Source organism: Anaerofustis sp., from assembly GCF_019420015.1.
Classification (GTDB): Bacteria; Bacillota; Clostridia; order Eubacteriales; family Anaerofustaceae; genus Anaerofustis.
The window spans coordinates 1-22,257 of sequence record NZ_JAHZIA010000047.1; the positions used below are offsets into that span (position 1 = coordinate 1).

Below are 22,257 nucleotides of genomic sequence, written 5' to 3' on the forward strand. Positions count from 1 at the left end.
CTTCTTCTTCATCTTTATTTGCAAATGACAATAAAAAGTTAGTTATTATATCCAACGGCAAAAGGTCACATCTGCCTTTCCCTTTTTTCATATCTCTTACCGCTCCTGTTGGGTATTCGGTGCGGTCTCCGCTATCATTTAACATTTTTATATCTCCTTCCAATAAATCTAAGCATACTGACTATATTAGCGTTAGCATACTTAGATTTATTTAATACTACATTCCACTATCTACTTGATGTAAAATGGGTTATATTGTAACAATTACTTTATTATTTTTTATAAGTTCCTCTAATTCTTCACATAATTTTGCCATAATATTATTTTTAGCATCTAATTTCCAAGCCCCTCCATCTGCCTCAAACAATGCTACTCCAATATTATTGCTATATTCTTTAAATCTTAATAGAAACTTGCTTTCTGGCTGTTCAACTTCATTAAATGTTCTGTAAGGCTTTAATGTTATAATACTGTCTACATTTATCATTTCCTTAAAAGAAATACCCTTTGCCACTTCTACTGATTGAGAGAAACCATCATCATTTTGTGTTGTAATATGCGAATTAGATATACTTGAAATGAGTTTTATGACATTGTCACGTTCTTCTGTTTGTATATATATACTTTTTAGCTTAATACACATTTCTTCTCTAGTAATATATCTGCCAAAATCGTGATACGGAGCATTAGAAACGGATGTATATAACAAATCTCGTTTTCTATTTTCTATATGTGTATAAACATCTATTGAATCTTCATCCGCAACAACAATCAACGGGGTTTTATGTTTTTCATATTCTTTCTTTATAACATCACACACACCTTTAATAGATTTAAAATTTAATGGTTGAATAGCAGGAGGTTCTATCCTAAATAATTGTTTAGTTGAATAATCAAAACCATTACATTCTATAACTTCATTCTTTGCCATTTCTTCTATTTTTTCTATTGCATCTCTATTTAACATTTAATTTATCTCCTTTATCATTTGTATTTAATAAAATTCTAAGCTCTTTTGGTTGTTTTTGTTCGAAACCGTTAAACCCAATTTGTCCTGGAATATTAGGTACAAGCTCATATGCTTTAAGGTTTGCCTTATCGCCTTGTAAAACAAGTCCTGTTTCTACTGGGTTATAAGGTTCAATTTTTGATTTAGCACTGAACTTAACGGCTAATTTATCTCTATCTTGTGATGGTGTAAAATCTATTGTTAAAACAAGCGTTCTCTTTTTAGTTGGATTAGTATTTACATCTTTAATATTATCTAATATTTTTTTAAATTCTAAATCTGCACGTTCCATAAACGAACCATTACCCAATTCTAGTAAACTTATATTATTTATTTTTTCATCCATTTTGAATTTCTCCTTTTATATTTCTTTATACTTTTTAATCCTTTAACCTATATACACTGACACTTACTTTTGTCAGCGTGTCATATTTTTTACATACTTCTTCAACAACCCCTTTTTTCTTCAGCTCCGTAAGCCTGGGAGCTACCGACTGCCTACCGCTTGACAGGGTAACACCTTTTTTGAACAATATCCCCGCTATTTCTCTTGCGGTATATTCTCCGCCGTCTTTTAATACTGCCTTTATAGCGGTATATAACTTTTGTTTGTCCATCTTCATCAATGCTTCTTTTCTGCATTCGCTAGAAATACTATTCTCGTTCATATAATTCAACCTCAATTCTTGGGTTTTCTTTGTCAATATAAAATTCATCTTTCAATATCCCTACACACTGCCAGTTGTCATTTTCTAAAATTCCCGCTGTTTGCAATGCGTCATTAATAATCTTCCTTGCAAAAGAAGATACATTGTCTTTATCTCTTCTCTTGTTCTTTTCGTAAAATCTGTATGTAATATCAACACATTTCATAGGCTTAATCCCCGAAGATTTGATATGCCATTCTATATACTCTTGGTGTTGCTTTTTAAACTTACCGCCTGCATATTTATTAAATCTGCATTTGTCTATATATTCATTTAAACTGGGTAATCTTCCCTCAATAATGAATTTTTGCATTTTACAGTCCATGTATTTCCTCATATTCTTTTATGTAATCACTTATTTTTCTCGATTCTTCGTCTTCCCATCTGATATTTGGAAACATATCTGAAAAAGGCTTTAATCCTGTTAACTCTTTTGAGTTATCCCATGTTTCACTGTATTTAACAGGTTTATCTTCAAATATCCATAACTCACCGTTTTTGTCTCTAGCAATATAGCCATCCTTATATTTGTTATCCATATTTTTTAAAACATTATATTCTTCTTTAGTAATGATAAAATTTTTAGATATTTTTTTTAAATCCCAACAAATAGGAGTCTTATTGCATATATCATCAAATTTACAGTCAGTACAGTTCTGATATCCTTGATATCCTCTGGTTAGACATTCCTGTCTTGTTATCCTTTTTACTTTACTTAATATTTCATATTCATCTTTTGTTATCATTGTTACGCTCCTTGCTTTCTTTCATATTTTTTAAATTCATAGAATAAATAAATATCTCTGTTCATTAATGTGTAATGTTCTTTCACATCATATCTCTTATAGACTATTAACGGATATTTTTCATTCTTATTTTTTGCTCGAAGAATTTCCCACTCACCTTTTACCGGTTGTATTTCCCAACCATTTAAAATCAGAAATTTTTTAAATTCTTCTAGCTTTGTTTTATGTAGTAAATTTCTTCTTGCCATTTTTTATTTTTCCTTATAAGCCTTATTTCTTTTCAACCAATCTTTCGGGCTTTCATCTTCAATTGCATATTTGCTCGGTGCTTTCATGCACCTTTCAATTAGTTCATCCAGTCCTATATCTTGATAATCTTCTTTCGGCTTTTCTTTTATTGCCTTGATTTTGTTCTGATTTAAGGCTTTGTTTAAATCATAGTCGTTGATTCTTAACAAATAATACAAATGTATACTTGTTATTCCTGTTTTCCTTGCTATATTGTTTACATTTAGCCTTTGTCCGTCATATTCGTATTTTCTGCATATCTCATGTCTTGTTAACGGTGGCATGATACAAATTTCTATAGGCTCGCCCTCGCAATACCGTCTGTAGAATGTATTGAAACTGATGTTTTCCATTTCGGCTATCTCGCTTAGTGTTCTTTCTTTTCCTTTCCAGTAAACGCTCATATATAATTCCTTCCGAATATTTCCATAAAATTTAACTTTGGGTAACATTTCTCAAAGGCTTCTTGCCCTTTTTTAAACCAATATTCTCTTAATGTTTTATTGAAATGTATACCCGATTTACTGTCCCTGTGGTGGATGTAGCAAAGAGGAATGACCAGTCCGTATTTTATAGACAGTTTTCTTTTCCCACTGCCGAAAAATATTTCATGTTTTTCAGCGTGAGGTCTGCCGCATACTATGCAACAGTCCAAATCGTCCGTTAATATTGAATATCTGTTATCTGCCATTTTTCCACAGACTTTTCATGTTTTCTATTTCTTCGGGTGTTCTTGTGTCAATTCCAAGCCCTTTCGCTTCTTCCACCACATAATCAATCAATCTTGCCATTTCTTCGGTGTTGTATACACTTGAACCGTAGAACGCCATTACCTTGATACATCCGTCTATCTTGGAATTATCCAATTTTTCGGCATACCAGCCTAAACCTTTGCACTTCCAGTTACTTATGAATTTATCAACCGCCTTTTCTATCAACAGGATATAATCAAATACACCGACTTCTTTAACTGCTTGTATGTATACTTCTTCTTTGGTGCTTCCGATTACTTTTGCTATCTCATCACACAAAATCCATAAATAACCGTTAGCGTCCAAACTTCTCTTTTTTCTGTATTTTGAAATGTCAATACTTAACTTCTCTTCGTCTTTTAACTTGTTGGCTATTTCTTCCGCTGTCTTTCTTTCATTCAATATCAATGAAAATATAATGTTATTGCTTTCAAAATCAATATTGACATCTTTAATTTTTCCCGTAGCTTTCACCGTAAACCACCTTATTTTTTATTTCCTTAAAACTGATTTCATCCCTAAAAGGGCGTATCATCATCTTCTATAAAGTCATACTGCTCTGCCATTTCATCAATACTTTGTGTTTGTTCTTTCTTAGGTGTTAAGAAACTTATTTCTTCCGCTACAACTTCCATTACAAACCTGTTAGTACCGTCTTTTGCTTCATATGTTCTGGTCTGACATCTTCCGCAAACTCCTGTTAAATTCCCTTTTCTTAAATACTCTCCGCAAAGCTCAGCGGTTTTACCCCAAGCCACAATCGGTACAAAGTCTGTACTCTTTTCTCCGTCTCTCGACTTGAAAGTCCTGTCAACCGCCAATGTAAAGGTAGCTACTGTGTTTCCGTTTTGCAATGTTCTTATCTCTGGGTCTCTTGTCAATCTTCCTATTAATGTTGTTTTATTTATCATTTCTTAACCTCTCGCTTCCAATCTTTTTTTAGCCACGTCATAGATTATTTTTGCTTGTGTATATGTCAAATCTACAAATCTTGTTTTCTTAAACTGTCTCAAGCTTTCGGTGACTTCTTCCGTTTTCATCAAATCTTCTTTTACTGCTTCTTTTAAAATCTCATACATTTCGTCTTTGGTTATGGGTTGGGTGTTATTATTTTGTTGCGGTTTATCAATATTTCCTTTTAAATTAAATACAATCTTATTTGTTGTTAGATTTACAATTTCCAATTCTGATATTTTATTATCGCTATATCCGATTTTTTTTACTTTAAACTTATCTTTTATTTCATATTTACCGTCACTTCTTTTACTGATTTTACAATTTTGATTATTTATCCATATGAAAGGGGATGTATACAATTCTCTTCCGATTCCCCAATTAAAACACGCTCTTTTGAAACTGTCGGAAGCTTGTCCTTTTTCTTTTTCTGTGTTGCTTTGTGTTCCTACATCCTGCTTTACAACCCATTCACCGTACTCTCTGTTTCCTTCTTCTCCTTTTTCTATTTTTATTGCAACGTTACAAAATAGATTTCCGTTTATCAGTTCATGACTTCGTTGCCAATTTCCCGCTCCGACTGTTTCATCCAATATATTCATGTCACATCTTGCGTCTTTGTATAACAATAAACTACATCCCGTATTTTTAACTGTTTGAACTCTTACATCTATTTCATCAGCTTTTAATTTTCTGAAATTTAACATCTTCTACTCCTTTATTTCTCCTGTGATTATCAAAGGACAATCCTTTTCTCTGTTTTCCAACGAATAGACTAAATTTCCTGTAACCAAACATCTATGACGTTTTAAATCAAACTCGCTTTTTATAAACGGGCAATAACCGCATTTTGTTTCGTTTTCGGGAAATCCGATTTTCATATTTAATTCAGCCATTGTGTAATAACCGACACCGTTTTTAAAATCTTTCAATTCTCTATTCTCCTAAATTCGTTGTGTGAAATTCATCCTTTAAAATATCCATGTATTCATCAATACAACATTCACATATGTTATGTCTTGTTACTCTGTCTTCGTAATAATCTTCGCCTTGTTTGATTTCATCTCCACAAATACAACATTTCATGATTATTAATCCTCATATCCATAATTTAATTCCACGCTGCTTACTGTGCTGTCGTTACTTACCTTTAACCAGTCTGAAATATCTTCTTCAAATTCAACCTCTTCAAACTCATCAAAAGGAAGTTCCGCTTTAATCTTTACTCCGTTGGTTTCAAAGTCCGTTAAGGTCTGTTCCAGTTCCTTTAAACGTCCGTTTAATCTTTCGTTATGTATTTTCAGTATCTTGTTTTCTTCTTCCAACTCTAAAACTAAATTTGTTATCGCGTTGTATTTCCCTAAACTTAATATTTTTATCATCATTACTACCTTTCTGTGTCTATAAAATAGATTTTATTGTTAACATCAAAATATATCTTGAAATCTCCGCTATGATATTTTGCAAATTTATTAATCACTGGATTACTCATTTGAATAGATTTACTTTTATTTGCTCCTTTGTCTACAACCTTATAGCCGACTTTTTCATTTTCGGATTTAAAATATAATCTGTCACCGTCAACAGCACATACTGCATATCCATTAGGTGCTATCAAATCAGCAAATCCGTTTCTTAAAATGATACTTACATATTCTCTTTCCCTTGCCTTACATAAATTTATAGAACAATCTTCTCCTGTTTTTGAAATCTGTTTATATTGCCATTTTAATTTTTTCATCCGTTCATTATCCTTTCTATTTCTTCTTCGCTGTAATACTCATAATCATTTTCATATTTAAATGTTTCTTCTTTGTTTCGTTTGATGATATTTTGATTTAAATATCCTTCAAATTTAGTGCCGAACAATGTCTGTGGTCGTAGAAACTTTTCCCATTCAGTCCCTTTCCATTCAGCTACTTTTTTATCTATTACCGTTTTAAAATCTTCTACCGTGAATCCTTCCTTTAACCTAGCCTTAATGATATCCCTTGTTTTTTGTGTTGTAGGTTTATACTTCGTTCCTGCTTTTTCGTTTAAATATTCGATAATTTCCTTTATCTCGACTATATATATATTATTATTAGTATTTAATATTATATTTTTATTATTATCTTTAAACTTTTCTTTAAGGGGGGCATTAACTTTTCTTTGGGGGGTATTAAACATTTCTTTAATAGGGTCATTAATAATTCTTATATACCTCTTTAATATTTCTTTACTACCCTCTTTGTACTCAATTTCCGTTGATATATACCCCTTTTCAACCAGTGCCTTTATCCATTTTGATATACTGACTGTTGTCACACCGTACAATTCCGCAAAGTAGCTGTTATTCGCCCAGCAATATCCTTTTTCGTTGCATAGTGACGTGATTTCCGCATACAGTAATTTAGCATTTGGGGTTAAATCTTTGTCATATCGTACGTGTGCCGGAATTATCGAATAATAACCCTTAAAATCCATATGCTAACCACCTGCCTAATTGCTCTCCTATATACATTCCAATTACAGAAAATATAATTGTTATTAAAATGTACTTGTAATTTTCTTTGAAACATGCTAGTATTTTTAATATAGTTTTATTTTTTATTCCACTTTTTTGCTGGCGGGCAATGGTGGAATTTTTATTTTTATATTGCATTTTTCTCTCCTCCTTTTTTATTTTCTTTTTCTCTTTCTTCTTTTTCTTTTCTCTCAATAGTTAATCGAATGATTAACCTTGCGAAATCCTCAAACATCTTTTTTCTCCTTTCTCCTAAAGGTTAAAATCTTAACCGCAAATTTTAAAACAAATAGATTTATATTTTAAATTTAGGAGATTTTATTATGACTTACGGCTAAGTCTTTAACCTCTAGGCTATATATAAAACTTACGTATTACGTAAGTTTTTCTTTAAAAAAAATTTCTCCAGCATCATTAGTTGGTATAGATAAAGCTTTTATTAGCTTTTCTATAACTACGGTAGAAGGTCTTCTTTTTTTATGAAGAATTAATGATATTGTAGTTTTATCAATATCAGCTTTATTTGCTAATTCCTTAGAAGTTATTATTCCTTGTTCTGCCATTATTTTTCTAAGTTTTATAACATCAACTTCATATTCTTTTTTCATATTCTAATCCCCTTTCTTACATATTTCGTAAGTTTATTATATATTATATAAAATATAATGTCAATACATTTCTTGCAAATTGTGTAAGTTTTTAAATTAAAAATATATGTTTAGGTAAAAAATAAATATATTTCTTGCAAATTAGGAAAGTTCATGATATTATATAAATATAATAAGTAAGAAGGTATATAAATGAGTATTTGGAGTAAACGTATAAAAGAAAAAAGAAAAGAAGCTAATTTAACATTATTAGACGTTTCAAGATATTTAGGTGTTGCAGAAGCAACTGTACAAAGATATGAAAGTGGTAATATTAAAAATATTCCCTATGATATAATATGTAAATTTGCTGAATTATTTAATTGTTCTCCTGCATATATAATGGGTTGGGAAAATAATAGCAATACTTTATCAGATAATGAAAAATTATTATTAAATAAATATAGACAGCTAAATAAAGAGCAACAATATAAAGTTATCGGATATATAGAGAATGAACTAAATTATATTATAAAAGAAAGTACCCCTATCTATAGAATAGATAATAAAATACCATATGTTGCAGAAGAAGAAGTTAAATACAATGAAAAAATTAAAACGCCTATGGTAGCTTCTGACGGTGACAACAGGTATGTATTAGTAGATAAATCATTATTAGACAATTTGGAAAACGAAAGACAAGAAAGATTAAAAAAAGAAAAAGAACAAAAAGATAAATTAAAAGAGTTGCAAGAGATGATTAACAAGAAATAATTACCATAAATTACCATGAAAAAACTAGTCTATTTTCTATTAAAATATTTATCAAAAACAATAGAAAGTAGGCATAAAAGAATGAATAAAGCAAGAAAAAATTATATTTTGAATACAGCAATAAGAACGATACTTCGCTCTAAAACGCGTGTTTTACCTGTGAATTTACATGAAATATGTAAAAGTTTAAATATAGAATTACATAGATTTAACGATAATAAAATTCTGGTAAATGCTATTTTACGAGAGAAAAAGAAAAACGCTTTTGCTATTTTAGGAGTCAACAACATACATCATATATTTTATGATGATGAGAAAATCCCATATGAGGAAGTGCGAGAAACTATATCCCATGAAATAGGACATATTGTATTAAAACATACATCTATTTTAAATAATGGGAAAATCGAAGAATTAGAAGAGGAAGCTAATTTGTGCGGGAAACATATATTAATTCCCGAAACTATAATAAAGGAATGCAATATGTTTAATCCTGATAATATCATGGTATTTTGCGAAATAACTGAAAAATTAGCCAATGAAATATATGAAAATAATGATTTATACATAGAAGACGAAGTTAATAAAAAATTACAAGAACTATTAATAAAAAAGTTTAAAGATTTTATTGATTTTTATAATTGATAAAATATTATGATAAAACAAAAAAAAAGGAGGAAATAATTATGAAAAAAGTTTTATCAGTTTTGCTAGTTTTAGTTTTAGGAATTGGATTATTCGCAGGATGTGGAGAAACTGAACAATCAGAATATTATTTCAAAGATAATGTTATGAATATTCCAGGTATTAAAATCGAAATTACAGATGTTAAAATTATTGCAAAAGGAGAAAAGGGTAACGAATACGGAGAAAAAAATGTTATCGCATTTTGGTATAACACAACAAAAGTAGATGATACTGTTGAAAGTGTGGATCCAATGACCGCATGGATTTCTAACGTTACGGCATATCAAGATAACAACGAAAATTCAGTAAACGAATTAGAGGTCGCAGATTTACCTGATGATAAATTTTTAGATAGTCAAATGGAAGAAATAAAAGTTGGTGGTACTGTTGAAAATGCAGTAGCATATTATTTAGATGATAATTCAACCCCAGTACTTTTAAGATGTTCTGATTTATTGCAAGAAACTATCTATGGAGAACAAACATTTGAAGTAAAATAAATAAATTATAATAAAAACCCCCTCTACCTCGGCAAAGGTAAAAGGGTTAGGACGTGCCTATCGACACAATATCTAAAACAATTATATTATAGTCGATAGCACTCAAGAAAGCAAGATAAGGAGTGTTATTTTTATGCAAAAGGCAGTAATATATGCACGATTTAGTAGTGCAAATCAGCAAGAAACATCAATAACAGGACAATTAAGGGTATGCAACGAATATGCAGAACGTAATAATATTGAAATTATTGACACATATATAGACAGGGCATTTAGTGGGCGAACTGATAAACGACCGCAATTTCAGCAAATGCTAGAAGATAGTAAATATAATAAATTTTCGGCAATACTAGTATATAAAATAGACCGTTTTGCACGTGATAGATATATTTCTGCCGTTTATAAAAAACAGTTACGAGAAAGAAATGTTGAAGTTATTTCATGCACAGAGCACATAGAAAAAGGTGCTAATGGCGTTATTATGGAAGGTATTCTTGAAAGTTTTGCAGAATGGTATTCAATTAATCTATCCGAAAACATCAAGCGAGGTATCACCGAAAATACAAGACAACATTTATGTCTAGGAGGACCGCCACCACTAGGTTTTAAATTCGTAGATAAAAAATTTACTATTGATGAAAATAATGCAAAAATCATAAAAATGATATTTAATATGTTTGCAGACGGAAAAGGTAAACAAGAAATATGTAGATATTTAAATAATAACGGTTACAGGACTATAAAGGGACGTAAGTTTAGATTGCAATATATTGATAAAATCTTAAGAAATAAAAAATATGCTGGATATTATATAGTAAAATCATCAAATATAGAAATCAAAGACGCAATACCTAAAATAATTGATGAAGAAATTTTCAATAAATGTCAGTATATATTAACACACAAAACAATTCATCATAAATCTGTAGGTAAATATATTTTAACTGATAAATTATTTTGTCAATGCGGTGGAAAGATGATAGGTTCTAGTGGCTACGGTCGACACGGAAAATTATATAAATATTATAGATGTAACAATAAATGCAGTGAAAATATACCTAAAGATATTATTGAGAATAAAATCATTGATTTAACCATTAATCATATATTATCTGAAAAAATGAAAAAACAAATAACAGAAAAAGTATTTGAATTTTATGATAAAGCAAAAAAAGAAGATGATACAAAACATTTAAAAGATAAAATCAAAGAAAACGAGAAAAAAATAAATAATTTATTAACATCTTTAGAAAATGGAATATATTCAGAATCCATAAAAGAACGTTTAAACGGTTTAGAAGATGAAAACAATAATTTATATGAGAACCTAAAAAAAATAGAACACAGCAAATCTAGGAGAGTATCAAAGGAAGATATTAAAAGAACATTGGATAGTTTTTCATCATTTGATTTAAAAGATGAAAATGAACGTAAAAATTTAATAGATATTTTTATCAAAAAAATAGAATTAAGCGAAAATAAAATTAAAATTCAATATAAATTAGGTGATGAAAAAACGTGTTCGTACAACTTATACAATGGTGGAAATGGGGGGAATCGAACCCCCGTCCAAAACCAGCTTAACCAAACTTTCTCCGAGTGCAGTTTATTTTTAAATTTAATCAAGTATTATAAAACAAACAAAATTATACAAGACGAGCCTTAATTAATACTATATATCGTCAAGACACCCAATATACAGGTCCCTGCTGAATGTTGACAATTCTTATATTTCTTGCAGGTCAGAAATAAAGAACCGCGCTGCAACTAGGCAGCGAAAGATAATCTATTGTTATCGTTTATTTTTTAATTTGCTTATTTTTAAGATGTTAAGCTCATCTACTCGCTTATTTAACCTCACTGACCTTGTCGAAACCATTGCATCCCCATATTTATCTGTGAGAAATTTTAAAACTTCTGTCCATTTCTCTTTTTGCTGCTTTTTCTTTTAAACTTTCTCTTTTATCATAAAGTTTTTTACCTTTGCAAATGGCAATATTCATTTTAACATAGCTTTTATTAAAGTGCAAATCCAACGGAATTAAAGTATATCCGTCCTTTGTAAGATAATCTTTTATATGCCTTATCTCTCTTTTATTAAGCAAAAGCTTCCGTTCTCTCAAAGGATCCACATTGTTTATATTCCCGAATTCATACGGACTTATGTGCATCCCTATTATAAAAACTTCATTGTTTTTATCCACATTCGCATAACTGTCCTTCAGATTAACTTTACCGTTCCTTATGGATTTAACTTCCGTACCTTTTAACTCCAAACCAGCTTCATACGTTTCTATAATATGATATTCAAAATGAGCTTTTTTATTTTTAGCTATAATCTTTTTATCGTCTTTATTTTTATTTACTCCCATATTCTTACCTACATACCTATAATATTAAACAATATCGCAAAATAATGTAAAACCGTGCCTGATAAAACAAATAAGTGCCAAATTGAATGCATATATCTATACTTTGTCATACAATAAAATATTACACCAAAAGTATACATAAGTCCACCTATAATCAAAAGAACCAATGTTAATACCGATACTGCGGCAATAAGGGGTTTCACTGCAAAAACAACAGCCCATCCCATTATCAAATAAAGTAATAACGATATTTTTTCAAATTTTTTCAAATTTATGGCATTTAATATTATACCAACAATAGCACTAATCCATATGACTGCAAAAAGATACCAGCCGACACTCTCACGCAGAGTAAATAAAGTAAACGGAGTATAAGTTCCTGCTATAAGAAGAAATATTGTACAATGGTCAAAAACTCTAAGTATCTCTTTTACTTTTTTATTTTGTATGGAATGATATAAAGTAGAAGCCAAATACAAAGCAAACATACTTATACCATAAATAACACTGCTGATTACAGCCCATACATCTGCATATATGGCACTCAATACAATCAATACCGCACATCCTGCAACTGCAAAGAACACACCTACCCCATGAGAAACAGAATTAAATATTTCTTCCCCCAAAGTATATCTTTGTGTCAAATCCTTCTTGTCATCAACCATTTTATGCCTCTTTTCAAATTAGTTTTTTCTCTCCGATAAATATACTGCCAATCTTCGTAAAAAATCGGCTTCATCCCCAAAATCCTTCAAACTGTTTAAGGCGCTATTCAATAAATCATCTACCTTTTTATAAGATTGTTCAAGACCGTAAACATACGGATACGTCATTTTATTACGCTCTGCATCCATACCTACGTTTTTACCCAAGGTTTTACTGTCAGAAACAACGTCTAAAATATCATCGACAATTTGAAACATAAGTCCTATCGCCTTTGCATAAGACGTTAGGTTATCGAGAATCTTACCTTCTCCGCCTCCTATAACTGCGCCACTTATGACACTGCCTCTCAAAAGCGCTCCTGTTTTATTGTCATGTATGAAATCAAGAGTATCTTTATCAGGCTCTTTACCTTCACTCTCCATATCCATAACCTGTCCTGCTATCATCCCTTTTACACCGGATGCAGCAGCTATAATATCCATAGCTTCAATATGTCTTTTTATATTATCCGCACTTTTTGCACTTTTAATCATAGTTTCATATGCAAGATTTAAAAGACTGTCTCCTGCCAATAAAGCCGTCGCTTCTCCGTAAAGCATATGATTTGTCGGCTTGCCCCTTCTTAATTCATCATCATCCATACAAGGTAAATCATCATGAATAAGAGAATAAGTATGTATCATTTCTATTGCCGCCATAAAAGGAAATGCATTTTTTATATCCCCACCGACACATTTGCAAGCCTCCATTACAAGTATAGGTCTTATTCTTTTTCCGCCAACAAACAAAGAATAATTGAAGCTTTCAAATATACTCTTTGGAATACCGACACTTATAGTATATTCTTTAAGGATATTTTCTATGAATAATTGTTTTTCTTTTAATTCATCCTTCATATCGCTTAAACCTCTTCAAAGTTTTCAAGTTCAGCTTTGCCATCCTTCTCGGAAACCAAAATTTTTACTTTCTTGCTTGCTTTATCCAGTTCGGATTTAAGCTCTTTTATCAAAACACTTGCTTCATCATATAATTTAACCGATTTATCCAATGTAATCTTTGACTCTTCCATCAAAGAACTTATTTCTTCCAGTCTTTCCAACTTTTCTTCAAATGTTTTTTTATCGCTCATACTCTTCTCCTTCTATTTTATCAACAACAGAATATATTTTCCCGTCCTTTAACCTTATACTTATTTTGTCATTTTTCTTTACTTCATTAACTGAAGTAACGACATCTTCATTATGCTCTAATATGGCAAACCCTCTATCCAATACACTTGCAACGGAAAGTGTATTTATAAGTTTCTCAAAAGAAGATAGTTTGTGACTTAATAAATTTATTTTATTGCTAAAAGCAATATTCAAATCATCTTTTAAATCATCCAAATATATCTCCATATTTTCCATATATGCCCCCGGTCTTTTCATTACGGGTTTATTCATTACATTATTGATTCTTTGCTCATAGTAAGATATTAAGTTTACCATACTTGCGCTGATTTTCTTATCCCAAATATCCAAAAGCCCAAGAGTATTCTCTATAGGCTCACTAACCACTTCACCTGCAACGGAAGGCGTAGGTGCTCTGAAATCAGCGACAAAATCACATATTGTAAAATCAGTTTCGTGTCCTACAGCCGAAACCACAGGAATTTTACTGTCATAAACCGCCTGGGCAACCACTCTCTCGTTAAAAGCCCACAATTCCTCTATGCTTCCGCCGCCTCTTCCCGTTATGATAACATCTGCCAGATTCAACCTGTTTATATCATATATCATCTGTGCAACTTCTTCTCCGCTGCCCTCTCCCTGAACTGTAACGGGACATATTATTATCTCTATTGTCTTATTTCTTCTTTTAATTACACTTATAATATCTCTTACGGCCGCCCCAGTCTTCGATGTTACAACCGCTACCTTATTTACAAACTTAGGAATCGCTTTCTTCTTTTCATCGTCGAAATATCCCTGTGACTTTAATTCTTCCAAAAGTCTGTTATATTCTTCATAAAGAAATCCAACTCCCTTTTTTTTCATACTGCGTACATACAATTGATAATTACCGTTTCTTTCAAAAACAGACACATTACCCTCTATTACAACTTTCATGCCGTCCATTGGCTCAAAATCAAGAGAATATGTGTCCGATTTAAACATCACACAGTTTATTTTTCCGCTGTTATCCTTTATTGAAAAATACAAATGACCGGAAGAATGCCTTTTATAATTTGATACTTCTCCCTCTACCCGTAAAGAAGACAATAGCTCATCGTAATCAAATAAAGTCTTTATATATTTATTTACGTCTCTTACGGTTAATACTACATTATCTATCATTTTAACTTTCACCTATACTTAATAACTATACTATCTAGTATTAAATACTATGTTATAATATATTGCACTCTATGTCAATATAATTATTAAATAACTTTTTTATAAACACTGTTCAGTAGTCCGTTTACAAAACTTGCTTCCTTTTCGTCAGAATAAGTATGCGCAAGACTTACAGCCTCATTAAGGGCTACAAGAGGCGGAATATCGTCGTTAAACATAATTTCAAAAACACCGAGTCTTAATACTGCTATAACATGGTTTGATAATCTTTCAAATTTCCACCCTTTAAGGTTATCTTTAATAATATTATCGATTTCTTCACAATTATTTACAATACCGCAAATGGTTTTTTTAGCATATTCCCCTTGGGTACCTCTTATACCGTTATCCAAAATCATCTGTTCATATCTATCATTAAAATCATCATGAAAATTCATTTGAAAAATAATTTTATATACTAAATCTCTTGCTACGTCTCTTTTCAAAATCAAAACTCCTCTTACTACTGTATTAACATTCTAAACCTTCTATATAAACATTTACCTGTAAAACACTGTACCCTGTCATAGATTCAATCGCTTGTTTTACTTTACTTTTTACTTCACTTGTAAGCTCAGGAATAATCGAACCGTATTTTATTATAAGTGATATATCTATAATTATCTTTTTGCCGCTTATTATGGTTTTTACGCCCTTTCCCACATTCTTTTTACCGAATATCTCACCGATATCTATACCACCGTAAAATCCGCTTATTCCATCTACTTCTTCCGTTACCAAACCGACAATCGAAGTTATGACATTATCACTTATGTTAAGTTCATCACCCTTTTGCAGTGTTTCTTTTATACTGATATTTTCATCCGTCATTTTATTCATAAATTTACCTCCAATTAGTAAAATTTCATATCACATTTAATAACTTAATTATAACATCATTTTGATTTATTGCAATTATATTAACGAAAATTTAACTCGCCGTAAATATAGGTGTATTTAAAGGATTGTAAGAAAAATAAACCAACATTATTCCCAAAATCACAATACTCATTATACTTATCAACTTACCTTTAACTGTCATATTTTGCTCATCAAGAAGTATTTTACAACTGAAACTCTGACATATTAAAGCAGATAAAAATACAAGCACTGCATAAATATATATATTCATTCCGCCAAACATATTTTTAAAAGTATAAAACAACATAGGAAGAATTAAAACCAATATGTAAGAACTGATCGCTTTTGCAAAGAAAAAATTATCGTTATACTGAAGTTTAAATAACATTTCTATAGCAATAAAAAATACCAAAGAAAAATAAATAACCTTCATTTGTTCCATTATACTGCTATTTGATGCCGATATTGTTCTGAAAAACCCCCAATTAGTCGACAAATACAGGTTAGACAAAATAAAAGTAAAAAGAACTATCAAAACCGTTCCGAGTCTTTCCATTTTTACAAGTTTCATATAATTACCTCCATAAGTTCCATTAATAAAAATATAACGAATAAACATTAAAAAATATGTCAACTTTTGAATAAAATTGCATATATATTTAGGTTTGACTTGTAATATAAACTCTTTGGTACTATAATAACTAAAAATGTTATATACATTAAGGAGGAAAATATGCAGGAGAAAAAAACATTAAACATAGTACTTACGGGAGTACTTGCAGCACTTATATATATTGCAACATATATAAATATAAGACTCCCAATCTCATTTACAGACGGTGGACTTATACATTTAGGGGGAGCAGTTCTCGTTATAGCAACTTTTCTTCTCATGCCTGTTGAGGCAGGACTTGCAGGAGCAATAGGAATGGGACTTTTTGATTTATTAAGTCCTTATGCAGTGTGGGCACCTTTTACTTTCGTGATAAGACTTATCCAAGGAATTGTTGTTTCTAAAATATTGTTAAAAGGCGGAATTTCAAAAACAATATTTGCAATGATAGCTTTTACCATAATAGGAATGGTTGGATATTATATGGCTGAAGCTTTCATTTACGGAAACTGGATTGCACCAATGGCATCAATGCCCGGAGAATTTATTTCTGATATGGTAGCAGTTGTTATAGGTTTTCCCATTGCAAAAATACTTATTAAAAACAATATATGTTATAAAACACTTAAATAATAAAGAAAAATTTAAAATAAAATATATAGGCAAAATAAAAAAGTGCATTGTACAATGCACTTTTAATTAAATAACCCTTTAAAAAAGTTAACAATTTTATCCCATATTCCAAGATCCGTGAATTGATCGGAAATATTTTTAAGCTCATCAGCTACACCGCTGAAGTCAACATCTTCCAAACTTCTTACAAGATCAAGCAATTGTCCTGTCTGTTCATCCGTCAATGTAATATTTAATTCTTCTGCAACTTCTTTTATCTTCTCTTTTGCTTGTTCGTCATCCATATTTTTTATATCATCAATTACAAGCTTTAATTCATTAACGAGCTTTGCTGCATCTTCACTGCCAATATCATCCGACAACTCCCCTGTGGTTACAATCTCTTCCGTTGCGGCTTCTTTGGCTTCTTCCGATACACTCTCTCCGCTCATTTGTTCATAAGCTTTGTATACTCCGGTAAGAGCAGCTGTTCCCGATACCGAAAACGGTGCGGCTATTACTATTTTTGCATCTTTTATACCAACAGTCAACAACGCATTTCTATATATATCTTCTGTAATCCAATCTATATTGTTAAGAGATATATCCAGTCCGTCGCCTTCATTTTTTGTTTCGATATAAATTGACGATATACTTTTTGAACCCATTTTGGAAGCATCAACGTCTTCCAAATATTGTCTTTCGTCATCTATCGTTATGTATACTTCGTTAACGCTGCCTTCTTCAACACCAAAATAATCATATACAGTTTTTCTCTGTTCTTCGCTTAAGTTACTTCCTATTGCCACCATCTGCTTACCGCTGTCCATTGCCATGACACTCGATAAGGGCATTATAAGAAACATTAATGATAATATAACACTAAATATTTTTTTCATTTTTAAATCACTCCGTTAAAACTTTTTAATCAGATAAAAATAATATCACAATTTGCATTGTATTGCTATTATCTTAATGAAATTATAATTTTCTTTTTATAAATATTTAACAAACAAAAATATACTCATTTACTCAAAAAAATCATATCGCTACCTACTGTATATACGTTACTTTACAATCATACCTGTTATACATTTGCCAAGGAATACACCAATCAAACAAAATAAAACACTAAAGAAAATGTATACTCCTCCCGCCAAATAACTTCCTCTTTCAATTAAATTAAGAGTTTCAAGAGAAAACGTCGAAAAAGTGGTAAATCCTCCGCATATACCGGTTTGAAAGAAAAGCTTTGTGTTGTCATTTATATATGCGGTGTTTTCACTTAATGCGAATATAACACCGATAACAAAAGAACCTATAATATTTATAAACAAAGTAACTATCGGAAAATCAACCGGCTGGGAGAATAAAACAGTTATTAAATATCTTAAGCTTGCACCTATAAAACCTCCTAGCCCAACATATAAAACACCAATCATTTTACACCTCCAAAGATTCAAGAGTTTCCAAATAAGTATTATACGTATTTATATCAAAACATACCATTCTTACTTCTTCAATTGAAGTCTTCTTATTTAAAAAGTCCAGTATGGTTTTTACTGCCGTCAAACTGGCCTCTTTTACAGGATAAGAATAAACTCCCGTACTTATAGAAGGAAAAGCTATAGTTTTTATATCATAAGAAACGGCAAGCCTGAGAGAATTTTTATACGCATTTTCAAGCAATTCTTTTTCATTATTCTTTCCACCTCTGTAAATAGGCCCTACAGTATGAATAATGTACTTTGCGGTTAGCTTATAAGCATCAGTTATTTTTGCTTCTCCGGTTTTACACCCGTTTAAAGTTTTACATTCTCTCAAAAGTTCTACTCCTGCTTTTCTATGTATAGCCCCATCAACTCCCCCGCCTCCAAGCAGGGAAGTATTTGCGGCATTTACGATAGCATCCACACATTGCTCTGTTATATCTCCATATACAACCTTAAACCTCGACATTGTCCTCTCCTATTTGTTTTATATAACTGTTTTCATACGCTTGTTTATATTCAGCCTTATCTTCAAATCCTTTTATCTCTTTTTCACCCTTTGTCTGTGATATAAGTGTTCCCATTCCGCCAACACAACCGCCGGGACACCCCATACCCTCAAGCAAATATCCGTCTCTTTTTCCTGATTTTGCCAAAGTCAATATTTTCTTACATCCTTTTAATCCGTCTGCCCTGTCATTTGAAACTTCAAGCTCTGGATCAAATTTTTTAATCGCGCCCATTATAGCTTTACTTACTCCGCCTGAATATCCGTACCCTCTACCCGCAGCAGTGGCATCTTCAATCTTTGTGCCTGCAAAACTTTCTATACTTATATTCTTTGCTTCAAACATACCGGCAACCTCTTCAAAAGTAAGAACATAATCAACATCGCTTTTTACACTTCTTCTGTTTGCTTCTAGTTTTTTTGCGGAGCATGGTCCTATAAATACTATTTTCGCATTAGGATGTTTTTCCTTTATAATCCTTGCAGTTGCTACCATAGGAGTAAGGGCAGGAGAAACATAAGGGGCAATATCGGGATAGTCCCTCTTAGCCATAACCGCCCAAGAAGGACAACAAGAAGTTGCAAGAAACGGCTCCTCACCTGTTTTTACTTTCTCGATAAAATGCTTTGCCTCTGCCACGGCACCCATATCAGCTCCGAGGGCAACTTCGATAACATCACTGAATCCCAGACTCAAAAGAGCCTCTTTTACCTTTTCGGGAGATGCATTTTTACCGAATTGCCCCACAAATGCGGGAGCTATTTCTGCTATAACTTCACCATGATTTTGTATTGACTTTATGGTTTGATATATTTCCGATTTATCGCTTACGACTCCAAAAGGACATGAAACAATGCACTGCCCGCATGAAACACATTTATCATAATTTATCTTTGCTCTTCCCTCTTCATCACTTGTATAAGCATTAACTCCACAACTCGCTTTACATGGTCTATCATACTTTACAATGGCATTATACGGACAAGCTTCCACACACTTTCCGCATCTTACACATTTATCTTTGTTTATAACGCTTTTGCCATTCTCAAAATATACTGCATCAACAGGGCAAACTTCACTGCAGGGATGTGCGTAACACCCACGACAATTATTGGTTACAAAGACAGTATTTTCTTCACATTTCATACATGCATCGGTAACTACATTTACCAAAGGAAGGTTTAAAACATTTTTTTCTTCTTTAATATTCTCTATATCGACGCTTTCGTCAAAGGGATTATCCTTCGTCGTTGCATCAAGCCCCAATGCAAGTCTTATTCTTTCCAGAATAAGAGCCTTCTCCCTTTCTTTATCCGTTATTTTATTATTTTCCTCATCTACTATTTTGCTTGCCAATTCACTGAGTTTTATTTCCTTATTCTCATAAGCCAAAATTGCAACTTCTTTAAATACTTTTCTTCTTATATCCACTATAGGCGTAAAAATCTCTTTCATTACAATATTCTCCTTTTTTCTCATTATACATAATATATTTTATTTTTTCCATTAATATAGGTTTTAATATAAAATAACAAAAAAAGTATCAAGAAATACTTGATACTTATAAATTTAATTTTTTATAACCATTAAAGAAATAAGAACGTTCTCTTCTCTCTTTTCCTTGCCCAGCTTCATTTTCGTAAGATATGTTTTACTTCTCATCTCATTCACTTCAAAATACTCTCCTGCAACGGATAACAAATCTTTTCGTATCATATCCAATTTATCATTCGTTATATTTGTTCTTTCTTTCATTAATATATTTTGGAGTCTTTCTTTTGCTACATCCTTGCTCTTCGCTTCATCGGTCTTTTCCTTAAAAAAATCAAACATAATCCCTCCTAAAATCCAAGGCTGTGTACGAGCCTTTTTACAAAATTATCCTTTTTCAGTATCTGTGTAACCGGTATATTCTCACCCGTTATTCTTCTGGCTATATCCATATATGCCTGTCCAGTTATTAAATCGTTTTTCCCTGCAACGGGTTCTCCTCTGTTTGAAGATATAACTATCTCTTTTTCATCAGGAACTATTCCTATAAGTTCAATACCGAGTATATCGAGTATATCATCGGTATCCATCGTCTGTCCCTTTTTCATCATATCTTCCTTGGCTCTGTTTATTATAAGCTTTGTATTTTCTATCCCGTTAACATCAAGAAGAGAAATAATCCTGTCGGCATCTCTTACGGCAGAAACTTCAGGAGTGGTAACTACGATGGCATCTTTAGCCCCGGCAATCGCATTTTGAAACCCCTGCTCTATACCTGCCGGGGAATCGACTATTATGTAATCAAAAGTATTCTCAAGCTCTTTACATACTTTTTTCATCTGCGTAGGTCTTATTGCCGTTTTGTCCTTCGTTTGTGATGCCGGAAGCAAATACAATCCATCATAGCGTTTATCTTTAATTAAAGCTTGTTTAAGTCTGCATCGATTTTCTACAATATCGACAATGGTATAAACTATTCTGTTTTCAAGTCCTAATATTACATCCAAATTTCTAAGCCCTATATCTGCATCTATAACAACAGTTTTTTTACCGAGTTTACTCAGAGCAACCCCTAAATTAGCGGTCGACGTAGTTTTTCCGACTCCGCCTTTTCCCGATGTAATAACCAAAGTCTTTCCCATTTTCGATTTACTCCTCTTTTCACTTTTTTATAAATAATAACAATTTACCTAATCAGTTTTTGTCTGTTTTTGTTGTTTATCCAAAAATTTAAAATGAAATATTTTACCCAACTGTCTGTTTACAATCCTAATGAAAATTTTATTTATTTAACCCAATGTAATAAAATGCCGATAACAATAACTTAATCATCCATTTAAAATATTATAAATATCAACTTAAATAATATATGACAAAACAAGACTGTTTTAACAATTTAATAACAATATAGATAAACAAATAAAGAAAAAATACCTACCTTACATATTAAACTAATATTTTTGTTTATAATTTCTAAAAGTACTATAAAGTACTTGCAATAGTATATATTTATTACTATAATAAAAACGATAGATTTATATAGTAGTGTTAAGATAGAGGCGCAAATTTTATCAGTAAGTTATCGGATATAGGTAAATATGTATGAAAATAACCAAAAGGAAAATTTGCCGAGGAATTTTACGTTTTACCGCTTAAAATTCCGGGCTTAATGTTAAGAGCATTAAGACTGTCATCGCTTTGATGGAGTGCTATTCAATAATACTAATTATTTACGTATTATGAGTCGCATTGTCG

General features: G+C 31.4%; 36 protein-coding genes, 1 other RNA gene, 1 pseudogene and 1 riboswitch. Of the genes and pseudogenes, 5 read left to right on the forward strand and 33 right to left on the reverse strand.

Translation table 11 applies throughout. The features are described from left to right. Nucleotides 1–250: 250 nt before the first annotated feature. The 18 genes from QZ357_RS08080 to QZ357_RS08165 all read right to left on the reverse strand — a co-directional run bounded on the left by QZ357_RS08080 (nucleotide 251) and on the right by QZ357_RS08165 (nucleotide 7,570). Nucleotides 251–967, reverse strand: a complete 717-nt coding sequence (locus QZ357_RS08080) for a hypothetical protein (protein ID WP_290776092.1) — start codon at nucleotides 965–967, stop codon at nucleotides 251–253. Further along, on the reverse strand, nucleotides 957–1,355 hold the full coding sequence (locus QZ357_RS08085; RefSeq protein ID WP_290776093.1) for a hypothetical protein: 399 nt from the start codon (nucleotides 1,353–1,355) through the stop codon (nucleotides 957–959). Before QZ357_RS08085 ends, QZ357_RS08080 begins: the two co-directional genes overlap by 11 nt. 34 nt (nucleotides 1,356–1,389) lie before the next feature. Further along, complete coding sequence (locus tag QZ357_RS08090) at nucleotides 1,390–1,677, reverse strand: hypothetical protein (RefSeq protein ID WP_290776094.1); 288 nt, start codon at nucleotides 1,675–1,677, stop codon at nucleotides 1,390–1,392. Next, complete coding sequence (locus tag QZ357_RS08095; RefSeq protein WP_290776095.1) at nucleotides 1,664–2,041, reverse strand: RusA family crossover junction endodeoxyribonuclease; 378 nt, start codon at nucleotides 2,039–2,041, stop codon at nucleotides 1,664–1,666. The genes QZ357_RS08090 and QZ357_RS08095 overlap by 14 nt, the downstream gene beginning before the upstream one ends. Further along, the gene (locus QZ357_RS08100) at nucleotides 2,031–2,462 is read right to left on the reverse strand and encodes a hypothetical protein (protein WP_290776096.1); all 432 of its coding nucleotides are present in this window, start codon (nucleotides 2,460–2,462) and stop codon (nucleotides 2,031–2,033) included. Before QZ357_RS08100 ends, QZ357_RS08095 begins: the two co-directional genes overlap by 11 nt. A 2-nt stretch (nucleotides 2,463–2,464) precedes the next feature. Then, entirely contained in the window at nucleotides 2,465–2,710 is a 246-nt protein-coding gene (locus QZ357_RS08105; protein WP_290776097.1) for a hypothetical protein, read from the reverse strand. Nucleotides 2,711–2,713: 3 nt separating this feature from the next. Further along, complete coding sequence (locus QZ357_RS08110) at nucleotides 2,714–3,154, reverse strand: hypothetical protein (protein ID WP_290776098.1); 441 nt, start codon at nucleotides 3,152–3,154, stop codon at nucleotides 2,714–2,716. Beyond that, nucleotides 3,151–3,441, reverse strand: coding sequence for a hypothetical protein (locus QZ357_RS08115; protein ID WP_290776099.1), 291 nt, complete (start codon nucleotides 3,439–3,441; stop codon nucleotides 3,151–3,153). Before QZ357_RS08115 ends, QZ357_RS08110 begins: the two co-directional genes overlap by 4 nt. Beyond that, on the reverse strand, nucleotides 3,431–3,976 hold the full coding sequence (locus QZ357_RS08120; RefSeq protein ID WP_290776100.1) for a hypothetical protein: 546 nt from the start codon (nucleotides 3,974–3,976) through the stop codon (nucleotides 3,431–3,433). Before QZ357_RS08120 ends, QZ357_RS08115 begins: the two co-directional genes overlap by 11 nt. A 44-nt stretch (nucleotides 3,977–4,020) precedes the next feature. After that, nucleotides 4,021–4,410, reverse strand: a complete 390-nt coding sequence (gene ssb / locus QZ357_RS08125; protein WP_290776241.1) for a single-stranded DNA-binding protein — start codon at nucleotides 4,408–4,410, stop codon at nucleotides 4,021–4,023. A 6-nt stretch (nucleotides 4,411–4,416) separates the two neighbouring features. Further along, a complete protein-coding gene (locus QZ357_RS08130) occupies nucleotides 4,417–5,163 on the reverse strand; it encodes a Rad52/Rad22 family DNA repair protein (RefSeq protein WP_290776101.1) in 747 nt (248 codons plus the stop codon). A 3-nt stretch (nucleotides 5,164–5,166) separates the two neighbouring features. Further along, the gene (locus tag QZ357_RS08135; protein WP_290776102.1) at nucleotides 5,167–5,388 is read right to left on the reverse strand and encodes a hypothetical protein; all 222 of its coding nucleotides are present in this window, start codon (nucleotides 5,386–5,388) and stop codon (nucleotides 5,167–5,169) included. A gap of 4 nt (nucleotides 5,389–5,392) precedes the next feature. Next, nucleotides 5,393–5,542 carry a hypothetical protein gene (locus QZ357_RS08140; RefSeq protein ID WP_290776103.1) on the reverse strand — a complete coding sequence of 50 codons (150 nt, stop codon included), beginning with the start codon at nucleotides 5,540–5,542 and terminating at the stop codon, nucleotides 5,393–5,395. A 5-nt stretch (nucleotides 5,543–5,547) separates the two neighbouring features. After that, nucleotides 5,548–5,841: a hypothetical protein gene (locus tag QZ357_RS08145; RefSeq protein ID WP_290776104.1), complete on the reverse strand. Its 294-nt coding sequence runs from the start codon at nucleotides 5,839–5,841 to the stop codon at nucleotides 5,548–5,550. A 2-nt stretch (nucleotides 5,842–5,843) separates the two neighbouring features. Beyond that, the gene (locus QZ357_RS08150) at nucleotides 5,844–6,197 is read right to left on the reverse strand and encodes a hypothetical protein (RefSeq protein WP_290776105.1); all 354 of its coding nucleotides are present in this window, start codon (nucleotides 6,195–6,197) and stop codon (nucleotides 5,844–5,846) included. Then, nucleotides 6,194–6,922, reverse strand: coding sequence for a conserved phage C-terminal domain-containing protein (locus QZ357_RS08155; protein WP_290776106.1), 729 nt, complete (start codon nucleotides 6,920–6,922; stop codon nucleotides 6,194–6,196). The genes QZ357_RS08150 and QZ357_RS08155 overlap by 4 nt, the downstream gene beginning before the upstream one ends. After that, nucleotides 6,912–7,100 carry a hypothetical protein gene (locus QZ357_RS08160; protein ID WP_290776107.1) on the reverse strand — a complete coding sequence of 63 codons (189 nt, stop codon included), beginning with the start codon at nucleotides 7,098–7,100 and terminating at the stop codon, nucleotides 6,912–6,914. Before QZ357_RS08160 ends, QZ357_RS08155 begins: the two co-directional genes overlap by 11 nt. A gap of 236 nt (nucleotides 7,101–7,336) precedes the next feature. After that, nucleotides 7,337–7,570 carry a helix-turn-helix transcriptional regulator gene (locus tag QZ357_RS08165; RefSeq protein WP_290776108.1) on the reverse strand — a complete coding sequence of 78 codons (234 nt, stop codon included), beginning with the start codon at nucleotides 7,568–7,570 and terminating at the stop codon, nucleotides 7,337–7,339. 192 nt (nucleotides 7,571–7,762) lie between these two features. Here QZ357_RS08165 and QZ357_RS08170 point away from each other — a divergent pair, with 192 nt between their 5' ends. The 4 genes and pseudogenes from QZ357_RS08170 to QZ357_RS09840 form a co-directional block, all read left to right on the forward strand. Then, a complete protein-coding gene (locus tag QZ357_RS08170; RefSeq protein ID WP_290776109.1) occupies nucleotides 7,763–8,323 on the forward strand; it encodes a helix-turn-helix transcriptional regulator in 561 nt (186 codons plus the stop codon). Nucleotides 8,324–8,404: 81 nt separating this feature from the next. Continuing rightward, nucleotides 8,405–8,968, forward strand: coding sequence for an ImmA/IrrE family metallo-endopeptidase (locus QZ357_RS08175; RefSeq protein ID WP_290776110.1), 564 nt, complete (start codon nucleotides 8,405–8,407; stop codon nucleotides 8,966–8,968). A 41-nt stretch (nucleotides 8,969–9,009) separates the two neighbouring features. Continuing rightward, nucleotides 9,010–9,510, forward strand: coding sequence for a DUF5067 domain-containing protein (locus QZ357_RS08180; protein WP_290776111.1), 501 nt, complete (start codon nucleotides 9,010–9,012; stop codon nucleotides 9,508–9,510). Between the two features lie 133 nt (nucleotides 9,511–9,643). Next, a pseudogene (locus tag QZ357_RS09840) lies at nucleotides 9,644–10,399 on the forward strand (recombinase family protein); the annotation flags it as partial. A 650-nt stretch (nucleotides 10,400–11,049) separates the two neighbouring features. On the opposite strand, the gene ssrA reads toward QZ357_RS09840, so the two are convergent. The 9 genes from ssrA to QZ357_RS08225 form a co-directional block, all read right to left on the reverse strand. Continuing rightward, nucleotides 11,050–11,398, reverse strand: a transfer-messenger RNA (tmRNA) gene (gene ssrA, locus QZ357_RS08185). A 4-nt stretch (nucleotides 11,399–11,402) separates the two neighbouring features. Continuing rightward, nucleotides 11,403–11,882, reverse strand: a complete 480-nt coding sequence (smpB, locus tag QZ357_RS08190; protein ID WP_290776112.1) for an SsrA-binding protein SmpB — start codon at nucleotides 11,880–11,882, stop codon at nucleotides 11,403–11,405. Between the two features lie 8 nt (nucleotides 11,883–11,890). Next, nucleotides 11,891–12,550, reverse strand: a complete 660-nt coding sequence (locus QZ357_RS08195; protein WP_290776113.1) for a hemolysin III family protein — start codon at nucleotides 12,548–12,550, stop codon at nucleotides 11,891–11,893. A gap of 18 nt (nucleotides 12,551–12,568) precedes the next feature. After that, entirely contained in the window at nucleotides 12,569–13,447 is an 879-nt protein-coding gene (locus QZ357_RS08200; RefSeq protein WP_290776114.1) for a polyprenyl synthetase family protein, read from the reverse strand. A gap of 5 nt (nucleotides 13,448–13,452) precedes the next feature. After that, entirely contained in the window at nucleotides 13,453–13,680 is a 228-nt protein-coding gene (gene xseB, locus QZ357_RS08205) for an exodeoxyribonuclease VII small subunit (protein ID WP_290776115.1), read from the reverse strand. Further along, entirely contained in the window at nucleotides 13,670–14,887 is a 1,218-nt protein-coding gene (xseA, locus tag QZ357_RS08210) for an exodeoxyribonuclease VII large subunit (RefSeq protein ID WP_290776116.1), read from the reverse strand. Before xseA ends, xseB begins: the two co-directional genes overlap by 11 nt. 86 nt (nucleotides 14,888–14,973) lie before the next feature. Further along, the gene (nusB, locus tag QZ357_RS08215; protein WP_290776117.1) at nucleotides 14,974–15,372 is read right to left on the reverse strand and encodes a transcription antitermination factor NusB; all 399 of its coding nucleotides are present in this window, start codon (nucleotides 15,370–15,372) and stop codon (nucleotides 14,974–14,976) included. A 25-nt stretch (nucleotides 15,373–15,397) separates the two neighbouring features. Then, nucleotides 15,398–15,766, reverse strand: coding sequence for an Asp23/Gls24 family envelope stress response protein (locus tag QZ357_RS08220; protein ID WP_290776118.1), 369 nt, complete (start codon nucleotides 15,764–15,766; stop codon nucleotides 15,398–15,400). 91 nt (nucleotides 15,767–15,857) lie between these two features. Further along, nucleotides 15,858–16,358: a DUF6512 family protein gene (locus tag QZ357_RS08225; protein ID WP_290776119.1), complete on the reverse strand. Its 501-nt coding sequence runs from the start codon at nucleotides 16,356–16,358 to the stop codon at nucleotides 15,858–15,860. Nucleotides 16,359–16,520: 162 nt separating this feature from the next. Between QZ357_RS08225 and QZ357_RS08230 the strand changes: the two genes are divergently transcribed. Further along, a complete protein-coding gene (locus tag QZ357_RS08230) occupies nucleotides 16,521–17,033 on the forward strand; it encodes an ECF transporter S component (RefSeq protein WP_290776120.1) in 513 nt (170 codons plus the stop codon). Between the two features lie 62 nt (nucleotides 17,034–17,095). Here QZ357_RS08230 and QZ357_RS08235 read toward each other — a convergent pair whose 3' ends face one another. The 6 genes from QZ357_RS08235 to minD all read right to left on the reverse strand — a co-directional run bounded on the left by QZ357_RS08235 (nucleotide 17,096) and on the right by minD (nucleotide 21,644). After that, on the reverse strand, nucleotides 17,096–17,911 hold the full coding sequence (locus QZ357_RS08235; RefSeq protein ID WP_290776121.1) for a DUF1002 domain-containing protein: 816 nt from the start codon (nucleotides 17,909–17,911) through the stop codon (nucleotides 17,096–17,098). 168 nt (nucleotides 17,912–18,079) lie between these two features. Beyond that, on the reverse strand, nucleotides 18,080–18,454 hold the full coding sequence (gene crcB, locus QZ357_RS08240) for a fluoride efflux transporter CrcB (protein ID WP_290776122.1): 375 nt from the start codon (nucleotides 18,452–18,454) through the stop codon (nucleotides 18,080–18,082). 1 nt (nucleotide 18,455) lies between these two features. After that, a complete protein-coding gene (locus QZ357_RS08245) occupies nucleotides 18,456–18,971 on the reverse strand; it encodes an O-acetyl-ADP-ribose deacetylase (protein ID WP_290776123.1) in 516 nt (171 codons plus the stop codon). Continuing rightward, nucleotides 18,958–20,466 (reverse strand): 4Fe-4S dicluster domain-containing protein, encoded by a 1,509-nt coding sequence (locus tag QZ357_RS08250; protein WP_290776124.1) that lies wholly within the window; start codon nucleotides 20,464–20,466, stop codon nucleotides 18,958–18,960. The genes QZ357_RS08245 and QZ357_RS08250 overlap by 14 nt, the downstream gene beginning before the upstream one ends. A 114-nt stretch (nucleotides 20,467–20,580) precedes the next feature. Then, nucleotides 20,581–20,844 carry a cell division topological specificity factor MinE gene (locus QZ357_RS08255; RefSeq protein ID WP_290776125.1) on the reverse strand — a complete coding sequence of 88 codons (264 nt, stop codon included), beginning with the start codon at nucleotides 20,842–20,844 and terminating at the stop codon, nucleotides 20,581–20,583. Between the two features lie 8 nt (nucleotides 20,845–20,852). Continuing rightward, on the reverse strand, nucleotides 20,853–21,644 hold the full coding sequence (gene minD, locus QZ357_RS08260) for a septum site-determining protein MinD (protein WP_290776126.1): 792 nt from the start codon (nucleotides 21,642–21,644) through the stop codon (nucleotides 20,853–20,855). Nucleotides 21,645–22,048: 404 nt separating this feature from the next. Then, nucleotides 22,049–22,222: riboswitch (Lysine riboswitch) on the forward strand. The last annotated feature ends 35 nt before the right edge of the window (nucleotides 22,223–22,257 follow it).

Excerpts from the sequence above, each read along its gene's own strand:
- QZ357_RS08080 (WP_290776092.1), bottom strand. The coding sequence starts at position 967 with ATGTTAAATAGAGATGCAATAGAAAAAATAGAAGAAATGGCAAAGAAT.
- QZ357_RS08085 (WP_290776093.1), bottom strand. The coding sequence starts at position 1,355 with ATGGATGAAAAAATAAATAATATAAGTTTACTAGAATTGGGTAATGGT.
- QZ357_RS08090 (WP_290776094.1), bottom strand. The coding sequence starts at position 1,677 with ATGAACGAGAATAGTATTTCTAGCGAATGCAGAAAAGAAGCATTGATG.
- QZ357_RS08095 (WP_290776095.1), bottom strand. The coding sequence starts at position 2,041 with ATGGACTGTAAAATGCAAAAATTCATTATTGAGGGAAGATTACCCAGT.
- QZ357_RS08100 (WP_290776096.1), bottom strand. The coding sequence starts at position 2,462 with ATGATAACAAAAGATGAATATGAAATATTAAGTAAAGTAAAAAGGATA.
- QZ357_RS08105 (WP_290776097.1), bottom strand. The coding sequence starts at position 2,710 with ATGGCAAGAAGAAATTTACTACATAAAACAAAGCTAGAAGAATTTAAA.
- QZ357_RS08110 (WP_290776098.1), bottom strand. The coding sequence starts at position 3,154 with ATGAGCGTTTACTGGAAAGGAAAAGAAAGAACACTAAGCGAGATAGCC.
- QZ357_RS08115 (WP_290776099.1), bottom strand. The coding sequence starts at position 3,441 with ATGGCAGATAACAGATATTCAATATTAACGGACGATTTGGACTGTTGC.
- QZ357_RS08130 (WP_290776101.1), bottom strand. The coding sequence starts at position 5,163 with ATGTTAAATTTCAGAAAATTAAAAGCTGATGAAATAGATGTAAGAGTT.
- QZ357_RS08140 (WP_290776103.1), bottom strand. The coding sequence starts at position 5,542 with ATGAAATGTTGTATTTGTGGAGATGAAATCAAACAAGGCGAAGATTAT.
- QZ357_RS08145 (WP_290776104.1), bottom strand. The coding sequence starts at position 5,841 with ATGATGATAAAAATATTAAGTTTAGGGAAATACAACGCGATAACAAAT.
- QZ357_RS08150 (WP_290776105.1), bottom strand. The coding sequence starts at position 6,197 with ATGAAAAAATTAAAATGGCAATATAAACAGATTTCAAAAACAGGAGAA.
- QZ357_RS08155 (WP_290776106.1), bottom strand. The coding sequence starts at position 6,922 with ATGGATTTTAAGGGTTATTATTCGATAATTCCGGCACACGTACGATAT.
- QZ357_RS08160 (WP_290776107.1), bottom strand. The coding sequence starts at position 7,100 with ATGCAATATAAAAATAAAAATTCCACCATTGCCCGCCAGCAAAAAAGT.
- QZ357_RS08165 (WP_290776108.1), bottom strand. The coding sequence starts at position 7,570 with ATGAAAAAAGAATATGAAGTTGATGTTATAAAACTTAGAAAAATAATG.
- QZ357_RS08170 (WP_290776109.1), top strand. The coding sequence starts at position 7,763 with ATGAGTATTTGGAGTAAACGTATAAAAGAAAAAAGAAAAGAAGCTAAT.
- QZ357_RS08175 (WP_290776110.1), top strand. The coding sequence starts at position 8,405 with ATGAATAAAGCAAGAAAAAATTATATTTTGAATACAGCAATAAGAACG.
- QZ357_RS08180 (WP_290776111.1), top strand. The coding sequence starts at position 9,010 with ATGAAAAAAGTTTTATCAGTTTTGCTAGTTTTAGTTTTAGGAATTGGA.
- smpB (WP_290776112.1), bottom strand. The coding sequence starts at position 11,882 with ATGGGAGTAAATAAAAATAAAGACGATAAAAAGATTATAGCTAAAAAT.
- QZ357_RS08195 (WP_290776113.1), bottom strand. The coding sequence starts at position 12,550 with ATGGTTGATGACAAGAAGGATTTGACACAAAGATATACTTTGGGGGAA.
- QZ357_RS08200 (WP_290776114.1), bottom strand. The coding sequence starts at position 13,447 with ATGAAGGATGAATTAAAAGAAAAACAATTATTCATAGAAAATATCCTT.
- xseB (WP_290776115.1), bottom strand. The coding sequence starts at position 13,680 with ATGAGCGATAAAAAAACATTTGAAGAAAAGTTGGAAAGACTGGAAGAA.
- xseA (WP_290776116.1), bottom strand. The coding sequence starts at position 14,887 with ATGATAGATAATGTAGTATTAACCGTAAGAGACGTAAATAAATATATA.
- QZ357_RS08220 (WP_290776118.1), bottom strand. The coding sequence starts at position 15,766 with ATGAATAAAATGACGGATGAAAATATCAGTATAAAAGAAACACTGCAA.
- QZ357_RS08225 (WP_290776119.1), bottom strand. The coding sequence starts at position 16,358 with ATGAAACTTGTAAAAATGGAAAGACTCGGAACGGTTTTGATAGTTCTT.
- QZ357_RS08230 (WP_290776120.1), top strand. The coding sequence starts at position 16,521 with ATGCAGGAGAAAAAAACATTAAACATAGTACTTACGGGAGTACTTGCA.
- QZ357_RS08235 (WP_290776121.1), bottom strand. The coding sequence starts at position 17,911 with ATGAAAAAAATATTTAGTGTTATATTATCATTAATGTTTCTTATAATG.
- crcB (WP_290776122.1), bottom strand. The coding sequence starts at position 18,454 with ATGATTGGTGTTTTATATGTTGGGCTAGGAGGTTTTATAGGTGCAAGC.
- QZ357_RS08245 (WP_290776123.1), bottom strand. The coding sequence starts at position 18,971 with ATGTCGAGGTTTAAGGTTGTATATGGAGATATAACAGAGCAATGTGTG.
- QZ357_RS08250 (WP_290776124.1), bottom strand. The coding sequence starts at position 20,466 with ATGAAAGAGATTTTTACGCCTATAGTGGATATAAGAAGAAAAGTATTT.
- QZ357_RS08255 (WP_290776125.1), bottom strand. The coding sequence starts at position 20,844 with ATGTTTGATTTTTTTAAGGAAAAGACCGATGAAGCGAAGAGCAAGGAT.
- minD (WP_290776126.1), bottom strand. The coding sequence starts at position 21,644 with ATGGGAAAGACTTTGGTTATTACATCGGGAAAAGGCGGAGTCGGAAAA.